This is a genomic window from Burkholderiales bacterium (genome assembly GCA_036262035.1).
GTDB lineage: Bacteria > Pseudomonadota > Gammaproteobacteria > Burkholderiales > SG8-41 > JAQGMV01.
In genome coordinates, this window is the sequence record DATAJS010000005.1 from 252,454 (window position 1) to 276,289 (window position 23,836).

Sequence of the window (23,836 nt, forward strand, 5' to 3'; positions counted from 1 at the left end):
GCATAATCTCGACATTCGAAGCCGATCGCATCCTTGAAGTGAACTCCACCCGCCGCCGTCTCCTTGCCGCCGCCGGCGCGACAGCCGCCGGCGCTGCCGCGTGGATGTTGTGGCCGCGCCGCGAGCCCTTGCCCGCGGCCCCGCCGCGCCTGGTCCTCGCGCCGGACCCGATGTTCCCCAACCCGCTGCTGCTGCCGCAGGACGAAGGCTATTTCGGCATCGCCGACGTCGACGGCGCGGTAGCCCTCGTCGGCCGCCCGGTGACCCACGAGATCGTCCCCGGCAAGCCCGCCGCGATGCTCGGCTACGTCCTGGATCGCGGTGAGCACAGCTACGTCAATCCGCTGCTGCGCGCTCAGAAAGGCGCCAACCTGCGGGTGCGCTACCTGAATGCGCTCGACGAGACGAGCATCGTGCACTGGCACGGCCTGACGAACGACACCAACAACGACGGCCATCCGCATTACGCGGTGGCGAGCGGCGAGATATACGACTACCAGTTCACCGTCGCCAACCGCGCCGGCACGTACTGGTATCACCCGCACCCGCACCATCTCGCCGGCAAGCAGGCCTACCTCGGGCTCGCCGGCCTGTTCATCGTCGAGGACCCCGAGGAGATCGCGCTCTCGCGGGCGCTCGACGTCACGCTGGGCACGACCGACGTGCCTCTGCTCATTCAGGACAAGCGCCTCCGCGCCGACGGCAGCCTCGATTACAAGCCCGGCGCGCAGGAGCACTTCCACGGCTTCTGCGGCGGCAGCGTGCTCCTCAACACCACGCCGTCGCCGTGCCTGGACGCCGAGGCGCGGCTCTACCGCTTCAGGCTCGTGAACGGCTCCAACGCGCGCATCTACCGCCTCGCGTTCATGGACTTTGATCGCGCCCTGCCCTTCCATGTCATCGGCGCCGACGGCGGCCTGCTCGAGCGCCCGGTGCCGGCGCAGGAGCTTTTCCTGGCGCCCGCCGAGCGCGCGGACGTCGTGCTCGATCTCTCCGCGGCCGCGCTCGGCTCGCGCGTCATGCTCGCGAGCCTGCCGTTCGACGCGATGGCGTTCTCGTCCAAGGCCGGCGCGGCCGCGGCCCAGGCCGACGTGCCGGCGAACGGCGCGCCGCTCGACCTCATGCTGATTCGCGTGGTCTCCGGTCCGACGTCGAACGGCGCGCTGCCGCAGACGTTGTCGCGCGTCGAGCCCGCGGCGCCGGGCGACGCCGCGACCCGCCGCTTCACGCTCGACCAGGCGAAAGGGGTGTGGCGCATCAACCGCGGCACGTATCGCATGACCGAGACCGAGTTCAGCGTTGCACGCGGCTCGCGCGAAGTGTGGGAGTTCCACAACCCGCATCCCGCGATGCCTCACCCGATCCACGTGCACGGTTTCCAGTACCGCATGCTCGAGCGGCGCGGCAGCCCCGACCACCTCGCGCGGCTCGCGGCCGACGACCGCGGGCTTCCCGCCGCCGAGCTCGGCTGGAAGGACAGCGTGCTGCTGTGGCCCGGCGAGACCCTGCGCATGCTCATCGATTTCACCCATCCGTTCGCGGGCGACCAGATCTACATGCTCCAGTGCCACAATCTCGAGCACGAGACGCACGGGATGATGGTCAACTTCCGCGTCGCATGAAGGTATCGCGGCGCGGCTTCATCGGCGGCGCCGTCACGGCCGCGACGCTGCATGCGCTCGGCGCGCATCGCGCCGCGCATGCCGCGCAAGCCGCAAATCGCCGCCGCAGCGAGTACGGCGACGTGCGTCCCTTCGCCGACCGCGACGGCCGCACGATACTCGCGCTGCCCGAAGGCTTCGCATACGCGACGTTCAGCAGGACCGGCGAGCCCTTCGGCGACGGTCTCGCAGTGCCTCGCAGCCACGACGGCATGACGTGCGTGCCGGGACCGAAAGGGCTGTTGCGGCTCATCCGCAACCACGAGGTGATCAACGCCGCGGGCGATTTCTCGCGAGGCTTGCGCGTCCCGCGCGAGCTCGCGTACGACGCCAAAGGCATGGGCGGCTGCATGGCGCTCGATTTCGATCCGCGCGCCAGGCGACTCGTGCGCCAGTTTTTCGCGCTCGGCGGAACGATCGCCAACTGCGCCGGCGGGCTCTCCTACCGCAACCAGGGCTGGATCACGTGCGAAGAGGTCCCGCGGGGCATCGCGGAAGGCTACGAGAAACCGCACGGCTACGCTTTCCACGTGCCGGCGCACATCGAGAACACCGTCGCCGCGACGCCGATCAGGGCGATGGGGCGCTTCGCGCACGAAGCGGCGGTCGCGTCGGCGTCGGGCCGGGTCTACGAAACCGAAGACTCGGGCAACACGTCCGGTTTCTACCGCTACACGCCGCGCACGCCCGACGATCTCTCAACGGGCCGATTGCAGATGCTCGCGGTGAGAGGCGCGCCCGAAGCGTCGCTGTATACGGGACAGACGATCGGCGCGGCGCTTCCCGTGGACTGGGTCGACATCGAGAACCCCGATCCCGATCTGGAGCACGGCGCTCCGTCATGCTTTCGTCAGGGCCGCGCGCGCGGCGGCGCGGCCTTCAACCGGCTCGAAGGCATCTTCCGCGGTCTCGACGGCGAATCGATCTACTTCGTGTCGACGAGCGGCGGCCCGGCGCGCTACGGACAGCTCTGGCGCTACGCGCCGGCGGACGATCGCGCGAAAGCGGACGAGCTCACGCTCGTTTTCAGATCGCCTTCGGGCAGCGTGCTCGAATCGCCCGACAACCTCACGATCAGCGCACGCGGCGGCATCCTTTTCTGCGAGGACGACGCGATCGGCAACGGCGACGCCCATCCTCTGACGGGCAAGCTCACCGAGATCAACCGGCTGGTCGGCCTGAGCGTGCGCGGCGAGCCGTTCACCTTCGCGGTGAACCTGCTGAACAGGAGCGAGTTCGCCGGCGCGTGCTGGAGCCCCGACGGCGAGATCCTGTTCGTCAACCTCTACGGCGATTCGACCCCGGGCAGCGGCATGACCTGCGCCATATGGGGTCCTTGGACAGACGGCCCCTTATAGGGCCGCCTGCCCAAGGACCCCGGCGCAAGCGCCGGTAAACGCCCCGGAGGGAAACCAAGTTTTCCTCCGGGACCTCGCTTCCTTTAACTACGGCGTCCGGACGAGCGCCGCGCAGCGGCACAGGTCGCGCAGGTCGACATACGCCGCTCTTCGGGCTGCGTAGCGCTGCGCGTCTAACGCCGGCCGTGGTTGTCGTCGTGCCGATTGCGGTCCTTGCGCGGCGTCAAACCGACGTCGGGATGGATCCACATCGCGAGCAGTTGTCCGCCTTCCACGAGCTCCGCGTCGCTGCTCGGCTTGTGCGACTGCACGTCGAGCAGGAACCAGCCTTCGCCGAGGACGTCCTCGGCGTCGATGATGCCGGACGACTCCTCGTCGTTGGTGACGAACCCGGGCTTCTTCGAATCGGGATCGAAGAATTTCGGGTTGTGCGCGGCGACCTGGACGAGCTCCCGCGTGTCGATGGCGTAGAGCCAGATCTTCGCGATGCGGTTGTCGCCGCCCGGGTCTTCGTCCATCACGATGCGGCCGCGCTTGTCGATGGTGACGTTGTCGAGCATCTTGTGGCCTTCGTCGCCGCGCAGCAGGATCTCGATGGTGCCGCCGTTCTCGGGACGCTCGATATCGTCGAAGCGCACGCGCCACAGCCGGCAGTTGTTCGCCGAGCTCGCGGTGGTGACGAAATAGAAATCTCTCATCCGTCCTTCGCGCGGATCCCAGCAGCCGTCTTCGCAACGCTGGAGCCGCGCCACGCCCGCCGCGATCGACTGCGCTTCGAGATCGCCGCCGGAAAGGCTCGACACGTCGCCGAAGCTGTTCAGGCCGAAGCGGCCTTTGCCGATGTAGCCCGTCGTCGCGTTGCCGAGGCCGAACTGATCGCTCTCTTCGGCGACCTGGCCGATCCCGTCGGCGGTGATCGTCATGCCGTACAGCCAGCCGTCGGTCAGGCCGGCGCGCTCGACCGGATGCCCCGAGCTCTTCTTGCTGCCGATGTAGAAATAGACTTCGCTCGGCCGGCCCGAGGGCGGCGTCGCAGAGGTCGAGAGATTGCTGTCGTCCGTCAGCGCGACGATCGTCTTGGCCTGCGGGTGGGGACATGCGACGGCGTTCTCGTACGCCATGCGACCGAAGCGCGGGAGCTGCCACGCCTCGCCGCTGTTGGTGCCCGTCGCCACGCGCGCCCACGCGCGGCCTTCGCTCACTTCCTCGCCGTTCAGGTAGACGCGCTCGCGCGTGCCCTGGCCGTGGGCGAAGAAGGCGCTGACCGCGGGCAGATCGCCGGAGCAGTGGCGCTCCCACGTCGTCGTGCCGGTCACGTAGCGACGGCTCGCCGCGTCCCACAGGAAGACTTTCGAAGCACGGTGAGTATCGACACGAGCTTGGCGCCCGCGATCGACGGTGCGAGATACGGCTCGACGCTCGTGCTCGGTCCGTGCGTGGCCCCCTGGGCATGCACGCTGGACGGTGCGAGCAAAGACGCACCGGCGGCGACGACGGGCGTCGCGAGCGCGCCTTTCAGGAACGAGCGCCGAGGCGCACTCAGTTCATTAGGAGTCATGGTCCCCTTTCGTATTGGACGTTCTGGAGATGGCGCGGCGCGCGGCCGCTCGGATTCCGCACGCAGTCTAGGGACCGACTGTGACAGCGCGGTGACGCTCGTCCCGCCAATTCATGAGACGATGGGCGGACGAACCCTCAAACCCGGGAACGCGGCCCTCTCATGGAACGGATCACCATCTCTCTCGAAGACGACCTGGCGCGCGAGTTCGACGCGTTCATGCACGCCAAGGGCTATACGAATCGGTCCGAAGCGATCCGCGATCTGCTGCGCGCGGAGCTGGACCGGCAGCACCTCGATGCGCGCGCGGCGCCGGCGTGCGTCGGCGTGCTCTCTTACGTCTACGATCACCACGAGCGCAATCTCGCCGCGCGCCTGACAGGACGCGCGCACGACCACCACGACCTGGTGATATCGAGCATGCACGCGCACCTCGACCACGAGAGCTGCGTGGAGACGCAACTGCTTCAGGGCGCCACCGCGCAGGTCAGGAGATTCGCGGACGCGGTCGTCGCGGAAACCGGTGTGCGGCACGGGGCGCTCAATCTCATACCGGTGCAGAGCGCGAAGCGGCCTGCCCACAAGCACCTGCACCTGAGGCCTCTGACCTGACGGCGGGTTAGACCGCCCGCCGTTCGTATGATACTTTCGAAAAAAATCATACGAAGCGGCTTACGTGCTCACGAGACGAGGACTGGCCGGCACGCTCCTGATGTGCTGCGCCCTGGCCTGCAATGCGGCAGGCATTCCCACCCTCGATCCGGTCGAAGTGGTCGAATCGCGCGACGGCCTCGTCGGTACCGCCGATTCGGCGAATCAGGGCACCGTGGTGCGGCAGCAGATCGAAGCGCGGCCGACGTACCGTGGCGGCGAGATACTGGAGCACGTGCCGGGTCTCATCGTCACGCAGCACAGCGGCGAGGGTAAAGCCAATCAGTATTTCCTCCGCGGCTTCAATCTCGACCACGGCACCGACTTCGCGGTGAGCGTGGACGGCGTGCCGGTGAACATGCGCACGCACGGTCACGGCCAGGGCTACAGCGACCTCAACTTCCTGATTCCCGAGCTCGTCGGCGGGCTGCAGTACCGCAAAGGCCCCTACTACGCCGAAGAGGGCGATTTCTCCGCGGCGGGCGCCGCGCGCGTGCGGCTCTCGAACGCTCTCGGCCGCGGCATCGCCGAGGCCGGCATCGGCGGCCAGGGCTACAAGCGCGCGCTCGTCGCGAATTCGCCCCGGCTCGGCCCCGGCCGGCTGCTCTACGCGCTGGAGCTGTTACACAACGACGGGCCCTGGAGCAGGCCGGACGACTATCGCAAGGTCAATGGCGTGCTGCGCTACAGCCAGGGCACGCGCGCGAACGGCTTCGACGTGACCGCGATGGCGTATCGCGGCAAGTGGGACGCGACCGACCAGATCGCGAAACGCGCCGTCGATTCGGGACAGATCGGCCGCTTCGACACGCTCGATCCCACCGACGGCGGTCGTTCGAGCCGTTACGCGCTCTCCGCCGCGTGGCGCCGCGCGCAGGGCGAAAGGAAGACCGAAGCGAACGCCTATATCGTCCGCAGCGACCTGAAGCTCTTCTCGAACTTCACCTACTTCCTCGACGATCCGGTCAACGGCGACCAGTTCGAGCAGAGCGATCGGCGCGTCGTCTCGGGCGCCAATCTCGAACATACGTGGGCCGCAAAGCTCGGCGGCCTCGACGTGGCGAACAGCGTCGGGCTCCAGCTTCGCAACGATCACATCGCGGTCGGGCTGTTCGGCACGCGGGCGCGCGAGCGGCTAGCCACCACGCGCAGCGACCGCGTCATCGAGACCAGCGCCGGCGTGTTCTTCGAGAACGTCGCGTACTGGACGAAGCTCCTGCGTACGGTCGCCGGCGTGCGCGCCGACTATTTCAGCGCCGACGTGAACAGCGACACCGCGGTGAACTCGGGGCGCACCACCGACCGCAAGGTCAGCCCCAAGCTGTCGGTGGTGCTGGGCCCATGGGCCCAAACCGAGCTCTATCTCAACTACGGGCGCGGCTTCCACAGCAACGACGCGCGCGGCACGACGATCGCGGTCGATCCGAAAACCGGCGATGCGGCCCAGCGCGTGCCCTTTCTGGTGAGCGCCACCGGTTACGAAGCCGGGGTGCGTACCGCGATCGTGCCGAAGCTCCAGACGTCCTTGTCGGTGTTCCGGCTCGACGTCGATTCGGAGCTGGTGTTCGTGGGCGACGCCGGCACGACCGAGGCGAGCCGTCCGAGCCGCCGCACGGGTTTCGAGCTCTCCAATCTGTACTCGCCGACATCGTGGCTGCTGCTCGACGCCGACATCGCGTTCAGCGGCGCACGCTTTCGCGACAGCGATCCGGCCGGATCGCGCATACCCGGCGCGGTCGAAGGCGTCGCGACCTTCACGGTGGCAGTCGACAAGCTGGGGCCGTGGTACGGCAGCGCGCGGCTGCGCTATTTCGGCCCGCGGCCGCTCATCGAGGACGACAGCGTGCGCTCGAGCTCGACCACGCTCGTGTCGGCCCGCGTCGGCTATCGCTTCAGCCGCTCGCTGCGCGCTCAGCTCGACGTCTTCAACCTGTTCGATCGCCAGGCGAGCCAGATCGACTACTACTACGACTCGCAGCTGCGCGGCGAGGTCGCGCCGGGCGCGGACGTGCATTTCCATCCGACCGAGCCGCGCTCGTTGCGCGCGTCTATCATCGCGGAGTTCTGACCGGACCAATCAGCCGCAGGAAAAAGAACATGACCCGGTTCGCCGCGTACCTCATCGCCGCACTGCTCGCCTTCGGCGCCGTCGCGCAGGCCGCTGCGGCGCCTGCGCTCGAGCAGATCGGTGAGTTCAGGGCCGTCGAGGCGAACCAGGGCGTCGGCGTCGACGCGGGCCACTTCTACGCCGTCGACAACCACGCGATCGGCAAGTACGACAAGAAGACCGGCAAGCTCGTGAAGAAATGGCAGGGAGAGAAAGGCGGCGCGATCCTGCACCTCGACAGCGCGATGGTCATGGACGGCAAGCTCTACGCCGCGCACTCCAACTACCCGCAATGGCCGATGACGAGCTCGCTCGAGATCTTCGACGCGGAGACGCTGGAGCACATCGGCAGCCACAGCTTCGGCATCCGCTGGGGCTCGCTCACCTGGGCGGACTGGCACGACGGCCACTGGTGGATGGTGTTCGCGAACTACGACCGCCTCCTCGGACCGAACAGGACGCCGTACGGGCACAAGGCGAACACCGTCATGGTGAAGCTCACGAAGGATTTCCAGCCGGTGCAATCGTGGACGCTGCCCAAGGCCATCCTCGATCGCTTCGAAGACATGAGCAATTCGGGCGGCTCGTGGGGTCCGGACGGCTACCTCTACCTCAGCGGCCACGATCCCGCCGAGATCTATCGCATGCGCCTGCCGAAAGCGGGCTCGGTGCTCGAGCTCGTGGACGTCATTCCGATGAACATCCGGGGCCAGGGCATCGCCTGGGACCGGTCACAGCCGGGGGTCATCTACGGCGTCATCCGCGCGACGGTGAAGGAGCGCGCGCTCGGCGGCACTCACAAGGTCACGGCGTTCAGGCTCGTGGAGAAACCCTGAGCGGCGCCTGCCGCAATTTGCTGCGCAGGGTGCGCGCGCGCAGCCTATGTCAGGGCGAGCCGCTTCACGAAAGCCCGCGGCTTTTTCCGCAGGAGCTTCGCGGCGCGCTCGAGCGCGCGCCGCTGCAGCTTGCCCCGGCGCTCGGCGATCTCGCCGGCGAAGCTCGCGCTGTGCGCGTGCAGCGACGCTTCGGTCGTCGAGAGGTGTTGCTCCAGCACGCAGAGATCGTGGTCCTCGCCGAGCTCGCTCGCGAGCTTGTCCGCGCGCTCGACGATCCCGGCGGCGCGCGGAAGAGGCGTGCCGTCCACCGGCGCGAGCGCCTCGCGCAGATACTTCACCAGCTTGCGAAGCTCGTGCAGGCTCGCGGGCGAGCGCTCGGCATCGGCGGCGGCGAACGCCTTCCTCGCCTTGCGATACATCCGGCGAATCGACCGCTCGAGCGTGGCGCCGTGATTCGGAACGTCCCAGAGCGCGGTCCGGCGAACCGTCCGCTCGAGCGCACCGGCGCTCTTCGCGGCGCGTTTCTCCGCCTCGAAACGCCTGCGCGCCTCGCGGTGCTGCGCCCGTAGCCGCCCGCGCAGCGCAGTGAGCAGGAGACGCCTCGCGCGCCCGCGCTTGCGGGCGAGCAGGTCGTTTACCGTATCGAGCATCACCTTCGCATCGCGCAGCTCGGAGAGCGGCCGCGCCGCGTCGCGCACCGCCGCGTTTTCGCGCGTATAGGCCGCACGTCCCGCGGCATCGCGAAGGAGCCGCAGCTTCGCCCGCGCGCTCTTGAGCTTCTTGCGCGCCGCGTGGATGGCCACGTCGTCGATACCGCCGCCGGAGAGGCCGAGCGCCGCTTCCGCGAGCTGCCGCGAGAGCGCCGCTTTGACTGCCGCGGGATGCGCCGGCTTCATGTGCTTGCCCATCGTGCAGTCAACGCGATTTCGCCAGCAACTCCTCGAGCCTTCGGCGCACATCGTCCCGCGTCTTCCTGAACGCGGCGAGCGCATCCTCCTCCGATCCGGCGGCAGCGGCCGGGTCGTCGAGCGCCCAATGGTGCTGCACCAGCCCGCCCGGCGGCAGCGCGCACGTTTCCTCCGCGCACACCGTGATCACCGTGTCGACGTCGCCGAGCGGTATGTCGCCGATCGGCTTGGGCTTTTGCGACGCGATGTCGATGCCGACTTCCTGCATGACGCGCACCGCGTGGGGATCGACGGCGCCCGCGGGATCGGCGCCCGCGCTGCAGACGCTCACGCCCGCCGGGAAGAGCTGTCGCGCGAAACCTTCGGCGATCTGGCTGCGCGCCGCGTTGCGCGCGCCGATGAAGAGCATGCCCCGCGGCATCTGCCTGCCGCCGGTGATCTCGGCCATGCTGCCCATGTGGCGCACGTCCTTGCCGACGACCATGAAGATCACCATCTCGGCGAGGTTGGTCGCGTGGTCGCCGATGCGCTCGAGGTACTTCGCGATCGATTGTGCGCGCACCGCGCGGTAGATGTTGCGCGGGTCTTCCATCATGTAGGTGAGGAGCTCCCGGAAGACCTGGCCGTAGTAGGCGTCGACGACGCGGTCCCGGTCGACGACCTCCCGCGCGCGCTCGGGGTCGGCCTCCACGAACGCGTCGAGCGCATCGCGCACCATCGCCTGCGCGGTCTCGGCCATGCGCGGCAGGTCGACATAGGGCTTGAGCGTGGGCTCCGTGTTGAGCTCGACCACCCGCTCGCAGATGTTGACGCACGCATCGCCGATGCGCTCGAGATCGGTCACCAGCTTGAGCGCGGTCGTGATGAGCCGCAGGTCGGACGCGACGGGCTGGCGCTTGGCGAGTATGCGCAGGCACAGCTCGTCGATCTCGACTTCCAGCCGGTTGATCTGGTGGTCGTAGTCGATCATGCGCCGCGCCAGCTCGCTGTCGCGCTCGGTCAGCGCGCGCATGCTGTTGGCGATCATCTCCTCGACTTTCGCGCCCATCAGCAGAAGCTGATCGTGCAGCTTTTGCAGCTCGGCGTCGTATTCGCGGTCGGTCAGGGTGGGCATAAGCTACCTCGGTTGAGCAATTCGTTTTCAGGCGGCCGCTTCGCGCGCCGCGGACTGCAAGGTGAACCAGAACGTCGCGCCCGCCCCCGGCCGGCTCTCGACCGAGACGCTGCCGCCCATGGCCTCGACCAGATGCTTCACGATCGACAGGCCCAGCCCGGTGCCGCCGAGCTCCCGCGAGCGCCCCGTATCCACGCGGTAGAAACGCTCGAACACGCGCTGCAGGTGCTCGTGGGCGATACCCGGTCCGCTGTCTGCGACCGACACGCGCACCATGCCTTCCGCGGTATCCGCGAAGACCCGTACGGTCGCGCCCTCCGGACAATACTTGAGCGCGTTGTCGACGAGATTGCCGAGCACATGATCGAGCGCGCGCCGGTCCGCCCGCGCGAAAACGCCCGCGGGCACCTCCTGCGTGAGCGTGATGTGCTTCATCTGGGCGCGGTGCGCGTGCTGCGCCAGCGTGCGATCCGCGCAGACGTGAAGATCGACGGGCTCGAGCTCGAGCTTGAGCTCGCGCGATTCGATGCGCGAGAGCTCGAGCAGATCGTCGATCAGGTTCGACAGGCGCTCGGCGTTGCGCTGGATGAGCTCGACGAAGCGCCTCGCCGCTTTCGTGTCCTCTTCGTCGCGCAGGGTCTCGGCCGCCGCCTTGATCGTCGTCAGCGGGCTGCGCAATTCGTGCGAAGCATTCGCGACGAAATCGCGGCGCACCGCCTCGAGCCTGCGCAGCTCGGTGACGTCGACGAACACCGCGAGCACGCCGCGCGGCTCGTCCTGCAGCGTCACCGCGCGCACCAGCACCCGTCGACGCACGAGCCCCGCGAGATCGATCTCGCCTTCGCTGTATGCTCCGCCGGCCGCGTTCTCGAGCAACTGGTTCAGCTCCGCGTTGCGAACGACCTGCAGCACCGACCGGCCCAGGGGATCCGGGCCGATGAGCAGCATCGCGCGCAGCGCCGGATTGGTGAGCACGACGCGACGGTCCGCGCCGACGACGAGCACGCCTTCGTTCATGCTCGAAAGGATGCCGGTGAGCAGGTCGCGCTCGCCGCGAAGCTCGCCGAGGCTGCGCGACAGGCTGTCGGCGAGCTGATCGAGCGCGCGGCCGAGCGCGACGATCTCGTCGTGCCCCTCGGTGCGCGTGCGCACGTCGAGGTTGCCCGCCGCCATGCGGCGCGCGGCCTCGGTGAGCTCGCGCAGCCGGCGCGAGGTGAGCGCGGCCGCGGAGAACGACAGGAGCGCGGCGACCGCGAGGGCGAACAGCGCCGCCGCGGCGAGCGTGCGGCGCATCTGCGCGATCGCCTCGTCGACCTCGACCAGCGGCAGCGCGACCCGCGCGACGCCGATGGCCCGGCCGTCGCGCACCATCGGCACCGCGGTGTACATCATGCGCGTGCTCACGGTCGTGCTGAATCTCACGCTGCTGCCCTGGCCGGTGCCGAACGCCTCGAGCACCTCGGGACGCTCGCGGTGATTCTCCAGCCGCGCGAGCTGGCCGCGCTCCACTTCGGAGTCACCGGCAACCGTGCCGTCGGGCCGCACGAGCGTCACGCGCACGCCGGCGATGCGGCCGAGCGAGTCGGCGAGCGCGTCGGCGCCGGCCTCGTCGAGGGAAGCCGCGCCCGTCGCCGCGCGGTCGGCGATGAGCGCCGCGCGCTTGAGCATGTCGCCGCGGATGCGCTCGGTGAGCTGGCGTTCGAGCGCGTGCGAAAGGTACAGCTCGGCGGCGGCGACGGCCACGCCGATGAGCACGAGCGCCCCGATGAAGAGCTTCGAGCGTATGCCGAGCCTCACGGCTGCAATCGTCCTTCGGACCTGCGGGCAGTCGTGTAATTCATGGAGTTTTGCCTCGAAGGCACGCTCCACCCGGCGTATACCTCCGGGGTCGCGCGCCTTTTCAAATTCTGTAACACGCGCCGGTTACGCTCGGCGCCGGTTCAAATTACGGAGCACTGCAGCATGATGATCATCGACGCGATCCGTTCGGCCGCAACGCAGCACGCGGTCTATTTTCTGGTCACCGCGTACATCGAATCGCTTCGACACTTCGAGCGCTCTTCGGGCGTGCCGTCCGACGTGCTGGATCTCCCGCTGCGCGACAACGCCGACCTGGAGCGCCGGGCGCGCCAGCTCGACCAGCACAGCGTCGTGCCGCTCGAAGCGATCGTCCCCGTCTCCGAGCTCGCCGCGGTCCTCGAATGCGCGGCCGAGCGGCTCGTCACGCTGGACTCGATCGCGCTCATCCCGAGCGCGAGAAGCGATAGCCGGCGCTCCGCACTGTCTGTATGAGGCGCTGGTGGTTCGTGGGCTCGAGCGCCTTGCGCAGCCTGCGGATGTGCACGTCGACCGTGCGCTCCTCGACGAAGACGTGATCGCCCCACACGTTGTCGAGGAGCTGCGCTCTCGAATACACCCGGTCCGGGTGCGTCATGAAGAAGTGCAGCAGCCGGAACTCGGTCGGTCCCAGGTCGAGCGCCTGTCCGTCCGCGATCACGCGGTGGCTCGCCGGATCGAGCTTCAGCCCTTCCACTTCCACTGAGTCGTCGGTCACCTGCGGCGCGCGCCGGCGCAGCACCGCCTTGATCCGCGCGTTGAGCTCGGCAGGGCTGAACGGCTTGGTCATGTAGTCGTCGGCGCCGGTCTCCAGGCCCGCGAGCTTGTCCTGCTCCGCGCCGCGCGCGGTCACCATGATGAGCGGTATGCCCTCGGTGCGGCGGTTGCCGCGCAAGGCTTTCGCGAGGTCGATGCCGCTCATGCCGGGCAGCATCCAGTCGATGAGCACCAGATGAGGCAGGGCGTCGCGGATCAACTCCAGCGCCTGCTCGGCGCTGCCGGCGCGCTGGGCGACGTGGCCGGCTTTTTCCACGTTGTATGCGATGAGCTCCTGGATATCGGGCTCGTCTTCCACCACCAGTATCGTTGCCACGTGCCGTCCAGCTGAGGTTGAGCGTGGATAATATTAACGATGCGTGACGATAGTGTGACAGCCGCGAAGGCAAAAAGCGGTGGTACCGGGCCGAGGCTTTGCATATACTGCCCGGCATGAGCCTTCGTCCGCGCTCGAAGCATGGCTGAGTACGAGACCCTCGCGGCGGTCGACCTGGGCAGCAACTCGTTCCACTGCCAGGTGGCGCGCGTGGTGGGCGACCAGTTCTACCCGCTCGACAACCTGCGCGAGCCCGTCCGGCTCGGCGCCGGACTGCGTGCCGACAAGACGCTCGACGAAGCGGTGCAGGAGCGGGCGCTGGCCTGCCTGGAGCGCTTCGGAGAGCGGCTGCGCGGCCTCGACCGGCACGCGGTGCGCGCGGTCGGCACCAACACCCTGCGCGTCGCCAAGAACTCCAAAGCCTTCCTCAAGCGCGCGCGCGCCGCGCTCGGTTTTCCGATCGACGTCATCGCCGGGCGCGAAGAGGCGCGGCTCATCTTCATCGGCGTGCAGCACGGACTGCCGCCGCTGAAGGAAGAGCGCCTCGTCGTCGACATCGGCGGCGGCTCGACCGAGCTCATCATCGGCTCGAAGCTCAAGCCGCAGCGCCTCGAGAGCCTGTACATGGGCTGCGTGAGCTACAGCCTGCGCTATTTTCCGGACGGACGGCTCACGCGTGCGGCCTTCAAGCGCGCCGAGATCGCCGCGAGGAACGAGCTCCAGCCGATCGTGTCGCAGTTCTCCGCCCGCCACTGGGCCGAGGCGATCGGCTCGTCGGGCACCGCACGCGCGCTCGCCGAGATCGCGCAGATCAACGGGCTGGGCGACGGCACGATCACCTCGGCGTCGCTGGAGAAGCTGCGCGCGAGCATGACGCGCGCGGGCGACACCGAGCACCTCGATCTCACCGGCGTGCGGCCCGACCGCGTGCCGGTGCTGCCCGGCGGGCTCGCCATCCTGATCGCGGTCCTGTCGGAGCTGCGCATCCCGCTGATGACCGTGGCGACCGGCGGCATGCGCGAAGGGCTGCTGTACGACCTCATCGGACGCGTCCACCGCCACGATATGCGCGACGTCACGGTCGCGCAGTTCATGCACCGCTACCACGTCGACGCGCCCCAGGCGCGGCGCGTGGCCGCGCTCGCGCTCGCGCTGTATCGCAAGCTCGGCGGCCAGAGCGACGAGGCGATGCTGACGCTCGACTGGGCCGCCAAGCTGCACGAGATCGGCATCTCGGTCGCCTACAGCGGCTATCACCGCCACAGCGCGTACATCCTCGAGAGCGCCGACATGCCGGGCTTCTCGCGCGACGAGCAGAAAGAGCTCGCGCTGCTGGCGCTCGCGCACCGCCGATCGCTCAGGAAAGTGCAGCCGCAGCTCGAGGAAGGCGCGGTCGATCTGTCCGCGGTGCTGGCATTGCGGCTCGCGGTTCTCTTCTACCGTGCGCGCACCGATTTCCCGCTGCCGTCGCTACAGGCGAAGGTGCAGGGTAACCGCGTAAGGCTCGCGGTCGACCCGGGCTGGCTCGAGCGCAATTCGCTCGCGGCCACCGCGTTGCGCGACGAGGCGCTCGAATGGGAGCGCATCGGCCGCGAGCTCAGGATTCCGGGGCTCGGAGACGTCGACACCGCGCCCGATGCCGCGGCGCTCGTCGCCGAACCGTTCACGGCGAAGTGAGCGGCCGCCGGGCCGTCACACCAGCGCCGGCGTCATCACCGCGACGACGACGACCTCCCCGTCGTCCTTCGAGCGCAGCCACCACAGCCCGCCTTTCGGGACGTGCCACGGCAGCGGCTTGCCGGTGAGCGCGAGCGCAGCGGCCTCGCCCAGCGTCGGCTGATGGCCGACGACGAGCACCGCGGTCGGAGCGTTCGGCCAGCCCGTGGCCGCGAGCACGTCCGCGGGCGCCGCACCGGGACTCACGTGCTCGTCGGTATGCAGGTCGCGTGCAAGCGCTTCGGCCGTCTGCCGCGCGCGCACGGCGGGGCTGACGATGACGCGCGTGGACGCCGGAAGATGGCGCTCCAGCCACTCGGCGACGTGCTTGGCCTGGTTGCGGCCTTTGCGCGTGAGCCGCCGCGCCATGTCGTCGCGGCCGTCTTCGGCATCGGCGTGGCGCCAGAGGATGAGGTTCATCGAGCCTACGCCGCGGTCGCGCTCGACAGCAGTTGCAGCAGCCGGTCCTGCGAATTGACGCGCCTGGCGCCGCCCGCGGCGGCCTGCTCGTAGGCGCCGTCCTGCGCCATGATCCAGGTGAGGTCGGTGTCCTCGAGATAGGCGGTGAGACCTTCGGCGATGACGCGCTTCCTGAGCCTGGGATCGAATATCGGAAAACACACTTCGACGCGGCGGAACATGTTGCGCGGCATCCAGTCCGCGCTGGAGAGATAGACGTTCTCCTCGCCGTTGTTGTGGAAGTAGAAGATGCGCGAGTGCTCGAGGAAGCGCCCGACGATGGAGCGGACGCGGATGCGCTCGGACACGCCGGGGATGCCGGGACGCAGCGCGCACACGCCGCGCACGATGAGGTCGATCTCGACGCCCGCCGTCGACGCGTCGTAGAGCGCGGCGATCACCGCCGGCTCGAGCAGCGCGTTCATCTTCGCGATGATGCGCCCGGGCCTGCCGGCGCGCGCGTGGGCGATCTCGTTGTTGATCGCGCGCAGCAGATTCTTGTGCAGGTTGAACGGCGCCTGCCAGAGGTGCTGGAGCTTGGTCGCCTTCCCCAGACCCGTGAGCTGGGTGAAGATGTCGTTGACGTCGGCGCCGATCTCCTCGTTCGCGGTGAGCAGGCCGAAATCGGTGTAGAGCCGGGTCGTGCGGGCATGGTAGTTCCCCGTCGACAGGTGCACGTAGCGCCTGAGCAGGCCGTCCTCGCGTCTCACCACCATCAGCATCTTGGCGTGCGTCTTGTAGCCGACCACGCCGTACACGACGTGCGCGCCGACCTCTTCGAGGCGCTGCGCCCAGTTGATGTTCGCTTCCTCGTCGAAGCGCGCCATCAGCTCGAGCACGACCGTGACCTCCTTGCCGCTCTTCGCCGCGGCGATGAGGATGTCCATGAGCTCGGACTCGGCGCCGGTGCGGTACACCGTCTGCTTGATCGCGACGACGTTCGGATCGCGCGCGGCCTGCTGCAGGAACTCCACCACGGGCGCGAACGATTGATACGGGTGGTGCAGCAGCACGTCGTTCGCGCGCAGCGTCTCGAAGATGTCCGCCCCCGCGCGCTTGACGCCGGGCACGCCGGGCGCGAACGCGGGGAACTTGAGGTCCGGCCGGTCGACGCCGTCGGGCACGTTCATCAGCCGCACGAGGTTCACCGGTCCGTCGACGCAATACAGGTCCTGCTCGGTGAGGCAGAACTGGTTGAGCAGGAAGTCGACGATGTGGCGCGGGCAGTTGTCGGCGACCTCCAGCCGCACCTCGTCGCCGAACTGGCGCTGCGGCAGGCCGCCGCGCAGCGCGGTGCGCAGGTCCTTCACCTCTTCCTCGTCGACGAAGAGCTCGCTGTTGCGCGTGAGGCGGAACTGGTAGCAGTCGACCACCTTCATGCCGGAGAAGAGCTCGGAGACGTGCGTGTGCAGGATGGACGACAGGAAAACGAAGTCGTATTCGCGGGTCGCGACGTCGGCGGGCAGGCGGATGATGCGCGGGAGCACGCGCGGCGCCTGCACGATCGCGGTGCCGGAGTTGCGTCCGAACGCATCCTTGCCTTCGAGCTCGACCGCGAAGTTGAGGCTCTTGTTGAGCACGCGCGGGAACGGGTGCGCGGGGTCGAGCCCGATCGGCGTGAGCACGGGCATGACCTGCCGCAGGAAATAATCCTTGATCCACGCGGCCTGCTCTTTGGTGAACTCGCCGCGGCGCAGGAAGCGTATGCCTTCGGCTTCGAGCCTGGGCAGGATCTCGTTGTTGAGCAATGCATACTGCGCGCTCACCAGCGCGTGCGCTTGCACGGCGACCTGCTCGAAGACCTGCTGCGGGCGGATGCGGTCGGGACCGGCGGCGGGCGTCCCGGCTTCGATCTCGGCGTGCAGACCCGCGACGCGGATCTCGAAGAACTCGTCGAGGTTGCTGCTGACGATGCAGAGGAACTTCAGCCGCTCGAGCAGCGGGTAGTTCCCGTTCTCGGCCTGGGCGAGCACCCGCCGGGTGAACGCAAGCTGCCCGAGCTCGCGGTTGAGGTACAGGTGCGGGCCGGCTTTGGGATGCTTCGCCGGCGCCGCCGTGTCGGCGGACAGCGAATCGGCGAGCAGTCCGGGCAGTCCTGCGGGATCCATGTCCATGTCAGCCGAAACGACCGGTGATGTAGTCCTCAGTCTCTCTCTTCTGAGGCTTGATGAAAAGGCTGTCTGTTCGCCCGACCTCGACAAGCTCGCCCAAGTACATGTAGGCGGTGTAATCGGATACCCGGGCGGCCTGCTGCATATTGTGCGTCACGATCACGATCGTGAAGTCGCGCTTCAGCTCCCCGATCAGCTCTTCGATGCGGGCGGTCGAGATGGGGTCCAGGGCCGAGGTCGGCTCGTCCAGCAGCAGGACCTCGGGCTTTACCGCAATGCAGCGCGCGATGCACAGGCGCTGCTGCTGTCCTCCTGAAAGACTCGTGCCGCCCTGGCGCAGCTTGTCCTTGACCTCGTCCCACAGCGCGCCCTTGCGCAGCGCCCACTCCACCCGCTCGTCCATCGCGGAGCGCGAGAGCTTCTCGTGCATCGAGACGCCGAACGCGATGTTGTCGTAGATCGTCATCGGGAACGGGGTCGGCTTCTGGAACACCATGCCGACGCGCGCGCGCAGGTCGATGAGATCGACGTCGCGATCGAGGATGTTGCGGCCGTCCAGCGTGAGCTGCCCTTGCGCGCGCTGCTCCGGATAGAGCTCGTACATGCGGTTGAACGCGCGCAGCAGCGTCGACTTGCCGCAGCCGGAGGGGCCGATGAAGGCGGTGACGCGGCGCTTGTAGATGTCCAGGTCGATGTTCTTGAGCGCGTGAAACCGGCCGTAATAGAAGTTGAAGTTCCGTGCGGCGATCTGCACGGTCTCCTTCAGCGGCTCTACGGTGCGCTGGGCTATGGCGAACGCCGGTGCGCTCATTGCTTCAGACCTTCCTTGAACATGACGCGTGCGAGCACGTTGAGCAGCAGCACGCCGGCGGTGATGAGGAACACGCCGGCCCACGCGAGCTGCTGCCAGTCCTGGAACGGGCTCATCGCGAACTTGAATATGGTGACCGGCAGGTTGGCCATCGGATCGGCGAGGCTCACGCTCCAGAACTGGTTCGAGAGCGCGGTGAAGAGCAGCGGCGCGGTCTCGCCGGCGATGCGCGCGACCGCGAGCAGCACGCCGGTGACGATGCCGGCGCGCGCGGCCCGGGCCGTCACCAGCGTGACGACTTTCCATTTCTGCGCGCCGAGCGCGAAGACCGCTTCGCGCAGGCTGTCGGGTACGAGGATCAGCATGTTCTCGGTCGTCCTCACGACGACCGGAACGACGATCAGCGCCAGCGCGGCGACACCCGCAAGGCCGGAGAAGGTCTTCATCTGCGCCACCATGATCGCGTAGATGAACAGACCGATCACGATCGACGGCGCGGAGAGCAGGATGTCGTTGACGAACCGCGTCGACGCACCGAGCCAGCCGCGCTGTCCGTACTCGGCGAGATAGATGCCCGCGAGCATGCCGATCGGCGTGCCGATGAGGCTCGCCGCGCCGACCATGATCAGGCTGCCGGCGATCGCGTTCGCCAGGCCGCCTTCACTGCCGGGCGGCGGGGTCATCTTCGTAAAGAGATCGAGGGAGAGACCGCCGACGCCGAGACGGATCACCTCGATCAGGATCCAGGCGAGCCAGAAGAGCCCGAACGCCATCGCGCCGAGCGAAGCGCCGAGCGCGATCCGGTTGACGAGCTTGCGCCGTCCATGGAGCGTCATGCGCGCGCCCCTTCGGTGCGGCTCAATCGCGACAGCAGCAGCTTGGAGGCGGCGAGCACGAGAAAGGTGATGAAGAAGAGGATCAGGCCGAGCTCGATCAGCGCGGACGAATGCAGGCCGGGGTTCGCTTCCTGGAACTCGTTGGCGAGGGCCGAGGTGATGCTGTTGCCGGGACTGAAGAGCGACGCGTTCGACAGGAAGTTGGTGTTGCCGATGACGAAGGTCACCGCCATCGTCTCGCCGAGCGCGCGTCCGAGGCCGAGCATGACGCCGCCGATCACGCCGACCCTGGTGTACGAGAGCACCACCTTCCACGTCACTTCCCAGGTGGTCGCGCCGAGCGCGTACGCCGATTCCTTCAGCATCGCCGGCGTCACGAGAAACACGTCGCGCATCACCGCCGCGATGAACGGGATGATCATGATCGCGAGGATGACACCGGCGGTGAGCAGGCCGATGCCGAGCGGCGGTCCGCGGAAGAGCACGCCGATGCCGGGCAGCCGGCCGAGCGTGGCGGCGAGCGCCGGCTCGACGTACTGACCGAACAGCGGCGCGAATACGAGCAGGCCCCACATGCCGTAGACGATGCTCGGGATCGCGGCGAGCAGCTCGATCGCGGTGCCGAGCGGACGGCGCAGCCAGCGCGGCGAGAGCTCGGTCAGGAAGAGCGCGATGCCGAAGCTCACCGGAACGGCGATGATCAGCGCGATCGCCGAGGTGACGAGCGTGCCGTAGATCGGCACGAGCGCGCCGAAGCGGTCCGCCGGCGGGTTCCACTCGGACTGCCACAGGAACGAAAGTCCGAACTTCTCGATCGTCGGCCACGAGGCGACGATCAGCGAAACGATGATGCCGACGAGCGTGAGCAGCGTGACGACGGCGAAGAAACGGGCGAGGTTGAAGAACAGCGCGTCGGCAAGCGCGGAGCGGCGGCGCGGCATGCGGGGAGTGGGTGACGGCCGGTCGACGAATTCGCGGTCGGGAGCGCGTGCATCGGGGTGTGCGACGGTGGCGTGCATGTCATCTCTTCTCGGATTGCACGTGGAAGCGGCGCCGGTGTCTCCACCGGCGCCGGGATTGCGCAGTGAAACGATCTGCTGCCGAAGCGCGTTTATTTAGCGGCCGCCCACAATGATTTGCCCGAGCCGTCCCTGATGCCGGCCGCCCATGCGCCTCGCACGAGCTTCACGACGGTGTCGGGCATCGGCACGTAGTCGAGATCCAGCGCGAGCTTGTCGCCGTTTTCGTAGGCCCAGTTGAAGAACTTGAGCACTTCCGCGGTCTGCTGCGCCTTCTCGGCGTTCTTGTGGAGCAGGATGAACGTCGCGCCGCTGATCGGCCAGCTCTCCTTGCCCTGCTGATTCGTCAGGATCTCGTAGAAAGCGGACTTGCTCCAGTCGGCGCCCGCGGCGGCGGCCTTGAACGCGCTGTCGCTCGGGCTGACGTAAGCGCCGGCGGCGTTCTGCATCAGGGTGTGCGCGAGCTTGTTCTGCCTGGCATACGCGTATTCGACGTAGCCGATCGAGCCCGGGACACGCGACACGAACGCCGCGACGCCTTCGTTGCCCTTGCCGCCGAGACCCACCGGCCACTGCACCGACTGGCCTTCGCCGACTTTCTGCTTCCACTCGGGGTTCACCTTGGAGAGGTAGTTGGTGAAGATGAACGTCGTGCCCGAGCCGTCGGCGCGGCGCACCACGCCGATCGCCTGGTTGGGAAGCTGCTTGCCGGGATTCAGCTCGGCGATCGCCTTGTCGTTCCAGTTCACGATCTTGCCGAGGTAGATGTCGCCGAGGACCTGGCCGTTCAGGCGGATCTCGCCCGGTTTGATACCCGGGACGTTAACGACCGGTACGACGCCGCCGATGACGGTCGGGAACTGCACGAGACCGTCCTTGTCGAGCTCCTGCGGGCTGAGCGGCGCGTCGGACGCGCCGAAGTCGACCGTTCTCGCCTTGATCTGCCGGATTCCGCCCGACGAGCCGATCGACTGGTAGTTGACGCGGTTGCCGGTCGCCTTCGCGTAGGCCTCGGCCCATTTCGCGTAAACGGGCGCCGGGAAGGAGGCGCCGGCGCCCGTGAGGTCAGCCGCTTGCGCAAGCGGCGCGACCGCCAGCAAGGCAGCCGCAAGTAACTGTTTCGTAGAGACGAAACGCATGTTTTCACCGTGTGGTCATGATCGAAGGCGCCAGTGTATGCAGCCTGTGTGACAGGAAAATTACACAGACGAATCGGGGTCAGACCCCGATTTTTTTATCCTTTGTTTTCAGTGCGCGAGGCCTGTTTCGAGGGGCTGAATCGGGGTCTGTCCCCGATTTCGGCCGGTTCAAGAATGCGTCCCGGCGGCCGTTACACCGGGTGCACCCCGTCGACGGGGCCATCCATCATTGAGGAAGAGAACGATGAGAATCTGTGTAGTCGGCGCCGGCGCCATCGGCGGCTATCTCGCGGTCCTGTTCGCGAAAGCCGGTCACGAAGTCACGGTGATCGCGCGCGGCGTGCACCTCGCCGCCATCCGCGAAAACGGCCTCACGCTGCTCGACCACGACGGCAGCCAGATCGGCTGCGAGCGCGTCAAAGCGACCTCGCGCATCGCCGAGGCGGGCGTGCAGGATCTGGTGCTGCTCACGGTCAAGGCGCACCAGGTCGCGCCGATCGCCGACGACCTCGCGTCGCTCTTCCATGACGAGACGGTCGTCATCCCGATGCAGAACGGCATCCCGTTCTGGTATTTCCAGCGCCACGGCGGCGAGCTCGAAGGCACGACGGTCGAGTCGGTCGATCCGGACGGCATCTGCGCCACGGCGGTCGACCCGCGCCGCATCCTCGGCTGCGTCGTCTATCCCGCGACCACGATGGTGGCGCCGGGCGTCATCAAGCACATCGAAGGCAACCGCTTCCCGCTCGGCGAGCTCGACGGCACCGAGAGCGAGCGCGTCCAATCGATCACGCAGGTGTTCGTCGAGGCGGGACTGAAATCGCCCGTGCTGACCGACATCCGCTCGGAGATCTGGCTCAAGCTGTGGGGCAATCTCTCGTTCAACCCGATCAGCGCGCTGACGCACTCGACGCTGGTCGACCTCTGCCAGCACCCGCTCGCCCGCGAGCTCGCGCGCAACATGATGCTCGAAGCGCAGGCGGTGGCCGAGAAGCTCGGCCGCACGCTGCGCGTGACGGTCGACCGCCGCATCGAAGGCGCGGAGCGCGTCGGCAAGCACAAGACGTCGATGCTGCAGGACGTCGAAGCGGGCCGCGATCCGGAGATCGATCCGCTCGTCGGCTCGGTGATCGAGCTCGGCCGCCTCGTCGGCGTGCCGACGCCGAACATCAGCGCGGTCTACGCGTGCGTGAAGCTGCTGTCGTCGACGATGTCGGCGGGGAAGGGCGCGGTGCGTCTCGCGCCGCTCGCTCGAGCAGCGTAAGCACGCGGCTCGTCATTCCCGCGAAAGCGTCCGCCGTCATTCCCGCGAAGGCAGCCGCCGTCATTCCCGCGAAGGCGGCCGCCGTCATTCCCGCGAAGGCAGCCGCCGTCATTCCCGCGAAGGCAGCCGCCGTCATTCCCGCGAAGGCAGCCGCCGTCATTCCCGCGAAGGCGGGAATCCATTTTGAACCGTCAAAGGTCAAAATGGATTCCCGATCATTTCGCGCTCGCGCGCGGTCGGGAATGACGGTTTCCTAAACGTCCCCGGCTTCGAGACGCTTGCGGATCTCCGCAAGCTCCTTGCGCCGCTTCGCGTCGACCTTCGGATAGCTCATCGGGATCGCCTCCAGCGCTTCGATGAGGATCTTCGACACGATGAGCCGCGCATTGTGCTTGTCGTCGGCGGGGACGACATACCACGGCGCGTGCTTGACGCTCGTCTCGCCGAGGCACGCCTCGTACGCTTTCATGTAGTCGTCCCAGTACGCCCGCTCGGTCAGATCGCCCTCGTTGAATTTCCAGTTCTTGTCGGCCTCGTCGAGGCGCGCGAGGAAGCGCTCTCTCTGCTCCTCCTTCGACAGGTGCAGGAAGATCTTCACGATGCGCGTGCCGCCGGCGTAGAGGTGCTTCTCGAAGTCGCGGATCGAGCGATAGCGCTTGCTCCAGACGTCCTTGCCGTCGGCTTCCTTCGGCAGCGACTGCGCCTCGAGCAGCTCGCGGTGCACGCGCACGATCAGCACTTCCTCGTAATACGAGCGGTTGAAGATGCCGATGTGCCCTCGCCCCGGCAGCTGCTGTGAGGCTTGCCACAGGAAGTCGTGCTTCAGCGCCTCCGGTCCGGGGTGTTTGAAGCTGTAGACCACACACCCCTGCGGATTGACGCCCGACATCACGTGCTTGATCGCGCCGTCCTTGCCGGCCGCGTCCATCGCCTGGAACATGACGAGCAGCGCGTAGCGGTGATCGGCATAGAGCACCGGCTGCAGCTCGCTCAGCTTGCCGACGTGCTCGGCGAGTTGCTTTTCGTAATCGTCCTCGGAGCCGTAGTACTTCTTCACCTTCGTCGGCCATTTCGAAAGGTCGACTTTGTCGCCGCGCTTCACACGGTAATCGCCGGTCTTGATCTTCACGCGTGTCGCTCTCCCTCGGTCGGTCCTGCCCAAGGGTATACCAGGGCGCGATCGTCCCGGCGCCGCCTTCGACTTTCGTGACGCCTCAAGCGTTTTGCGGAACGTGCCGTAACGGGGGATGGCGCCGGTGCGCGGCGAGGATGCTGCGCAGCAACCAATGACGATATCATCGACCCTTTGCGGTCTTACGCATCGTCCTAGGCAAGGAACCCGGCAAATTGTTCCATCCA

Annotated in this window: 20 protein-coding genes; 8 read left to right on the top strand and 12 right to left on the bottom strand. The window is 67.6% G+C overall.

Going from position 1 to position 23,836, the window contains the following annotated elements:
• Positions 1–38 precede the first annotated feature (38 nt).
• A complete protein-coding gene (locus VHP37_04140) occupies positions 39–1,622 on the top strand; it encodes a multicopper oxidase domain-containing protein (protein ID HEX2825511.1) in 1,584 nt (527 codons plus the stop codon).
• Entirely contained in the window at positions 1,619–3,019 is a 1,401-nt protein-coding gene (locus VHP37_04145; GenBank protein ID HEX2825512.1) for an alkaline phosphatase PhoX, read from the top strand. Before VHP37_04140 ends, VHP37_04145 begins: the two co-directional genes overlap by 4 nt.
• A gap of 173 nt (positions 3,020–3,192) precedes the next feature.
• Here the strand turns inward: VHP37_04145 and VHP37_04150 are convergent, their stop codons facing one another.
• Complete coding sequence (locus VHP37_04150) at positions 3,193–4,335, bottom strand: hypothetical protein (protein ID HEX2825513.1); 1,143 nt, start codon at positions 4,333–4,335, stop codon at positions 3,193–3,195.
• A 404-nt stretch (positions 4,336–4,739) separates the two neighbouring features.
• Between VHP37_04150 and nikR the strand changes: the two genes are divergently transcribed.
• The 3 genes from nikR to VHP37_04165 all read left to right on the top strand — a co-directional run bounded on the left by nikR (position 4,740) and on the right by VHP37_04165 (position 8,171).
• Complete coding sequence (gene nikR, locus VHP37_04155) at positions 4,740–5,189, top strand: nickel-responsive transcriptional regulator NikR (protein HEX2825514.1); 450 nt, start codon at positions 4,740–4,742, stop codon at positions 5,187–5,189.
• 64 nt (positions 5,190–5,253) lie between these two features.
• Complete coding sequence (locus VHP37_04160) at positions 5,254–7,296, top strand: TonB-dependent receptor (GenBank protein ID HEX2825515.1); 2,043 nt, start codon at positions 5,254–5,256, stop codon at positions 7,294–7,296.
• A gap of 29 nt (positions 7,297–7,325) precedes the next feature.
• The gene (locus VHP37_04165; GenBank protein HEX2825516.1) at positions 7,326–8,171 is read left to right on the top strand and encodes a hypothetical protein; all 846 of its coding nucleotides are present in this window, start codon (positions 7,326–7,328) and stop codon (positions 8,169–8,171) included.
• Positions 8,172–8,215: 44 nt separating this feature from the next.
• Here VHP37_04165 and VHP37_04170 read toward each other — a convergent pair whose 3' ends face one another.
• From VHP37_04170 to VHP37_04180, 3 genes are read right to left on the bottom strand one after another with little or no spacing between them, the layout of a single operon-like run.
• Positions 8,216–9,079, bottom strand: coding sequence for a CHAD domain-containing protein (locus VHP37_04170; GenBank protein HEX2825517.1), 864 nt, complete (start codon positions 9,077–9,079; stop codon positions 8,216–8,218).
• Positions 9,080–9,086: 7 nt separating this feature from the next.
• The gene (gene phoU, locus VHP37_04175) at positions 9,087–10,193 is read right to left on the bottom strand and encodes a phosphate signaling complex protein PhoU (protein ID HEX2825518.1); all 1,107 of its coding nucleotides are present in this window, start codon (positions 10,191–10,193) and stop codon (positions 9,087–9,089) included.
• Between the two features lie 27 nt (positions 10,194–10,220).
• Positions 10,221–11,990 (bottom strand): ATP-binding protein, encoded by a 1,770-nt coding sequence (locus VHP37_04180; GenBank protein HEX2825519.1) that lies wholly within the window; start codon positions 11,988–11,990, stop codon positions 10,221–10,223.
• A gap of 165 nt (positions 11,991–12,155) precedes the next feature.
• On the opposite strand from VHP37_04180, the gene VHP37_04185 reads away from it, so the two are divergent.
• Complete coding sequence (locus VHP37_04185) at positions 12,156–12,485, top strand: hypothetical protein (protein HEX2825520.1); 330 nt, start codon at positions 12,156–12,158, stop codon at positions 12,483–12,485.
• Here the strand turns inward: VHP37_04185 and phoB are convergent.
• Positions 12,436–13,122, bottom strand: a complete 687-nt coding sequence (gene phoB / locus VHP37_04190; protein ID HEX2825521.1) for a phosphate regulon transcriptional regulator PhoB — start codon at positions 13,120–13,122, stop codon at positions 12,436–12,438. The genes VHP37_04185 and phoB overlap by 50 nt on opposite strands.
• A gap of 141 nt (positions 13,123–13,263) precedes the next feature.
• On the opposite strand from phoB, the gene ppx reads away from it, so the two are divergent.
• Positions 13,264–14,799 carry an exopolyphosphatase gene (ppx, locus tag VHP37_04195; protein HEX2825522.1) on the top strand — a complete coding sequence of 512 codons (1,536 nt, stop codon included), beginning with the start codon at positions 13,264–13,266 and terminating at the stop codon, positions 14,797–14,799.
• A gap of 15 nt (positions 14,800–14,814) precedes the next feature.
• Here ppx and VHP37_04200 read toward each other — a convergent pair whose 3' ends face one another.
• From VHP37_04200 to pstS, 6 genes are all read right to left on the bottom strand, one after another.
• Positions 14,815–15,258 (bottom strand): histidine phosphatase family protein, encoded by a 444-nt coding sequence (locus VHP37_04200; GenBank protein HEX2825523.1) that lies wholly within the window; start codon positions 15,256–15,258, stop codon positions 14,815–14,817.
• Positions 15,259–15,263: 5 nt separating this feature from the next.
• Entirely contained in the window at positions 15,264–17,405 is a 2,142-nt protein-coding gene (gene ppk1 / locus VHP37_04205; GenBank protein HEX2825524.1) for a polyphosphate kinase 1, read from the bottom strand.
• Positions 17,406–17,412: 7 nt separating this feature from the next.
• On the bottom strand, positions 17,413–18,219 hold the full coding sequence (gene pstB / locus VHP37_04210) for a phosphate ABC transporter ATP-binding protein PstB (GenBank protein ID HEX2825525.1): 807 nt from the start codon (positions 18,217–18,219) through the stop codon (positions 17,413–17,415).
• On the bottom strand, positions 18,216–19,055 hold the full coding sequence (gene pstA / locus VHP37_04215; protein HEX2825526.1) for a phosphate ABC transporter permease PstA: 840 nt from the start codon (positions 19,053–19,055) through the stop codon (positions 18,216–18,218). The genes pstB and pstA overlap by 4 nt, the downstream gene beginning before the upstream one ends.
• A complete protein-coding gene (gene pstC, locus VHP37_04220) occupies positions 19,052–19,996 on the bottom strand; it encodes a phosphate ABC transporter permease PstC (protein ID HEX2825527.1) in 945 nt (314 codons plus the stop codon). The genes pstA and pstC overlap by 4 nt, the downstream gene beginning before the upstream one ends.
• Before the next feature lie 170 nt (positions 19,997–20,166).
• Positions 20,167–21,213, bottom strand: coding sequence for a phosphate ABC transporter substrate-binding protein PstS (pstS, locus tag VHP37_04225; protein ID HEX2825528.1), 1,047 nt, complete (start codon positions 21,211–21,213; stop codon positions 20,167–20,169).
• Positions 21,214–21,457: 244 nt separating this feature from the next.
• On the opposite strand from pstS, the gene VHP37_04230 reads away from it, so the two are divergent.
• A complete protein-coding gene (locus tag VHP37_04230) occupies positions 21,458–22,477 on the top strand; it encodes a 2-dehydropantoate 2-reductase (protein ID HEX2825529.1) in 1,020 nt (339 codons plus the stop codon).
• A 253-nt stretch (positions 22,478–22,730) separates the two neighbouring features.
• On the opposite strand, the gene VHP37_04235 is transcribed toward VHP37_04230, so the two are convergent.
• Positions 22,731–23,606 carry an ADP-polyphosphate phosphotransferase gene (locus VHP37_04235; GenBank protein HEX2825530.1) on the bottom strand — a complete coding sequence of 292 codons (876 nt, stop codon included), beginning with the start codon at positions 23,604–23,606 and terminating at the stop codon, positions 22,731–22,733.
• Positions 23,607–23,836: the final 230 nt, after the last annotated feature.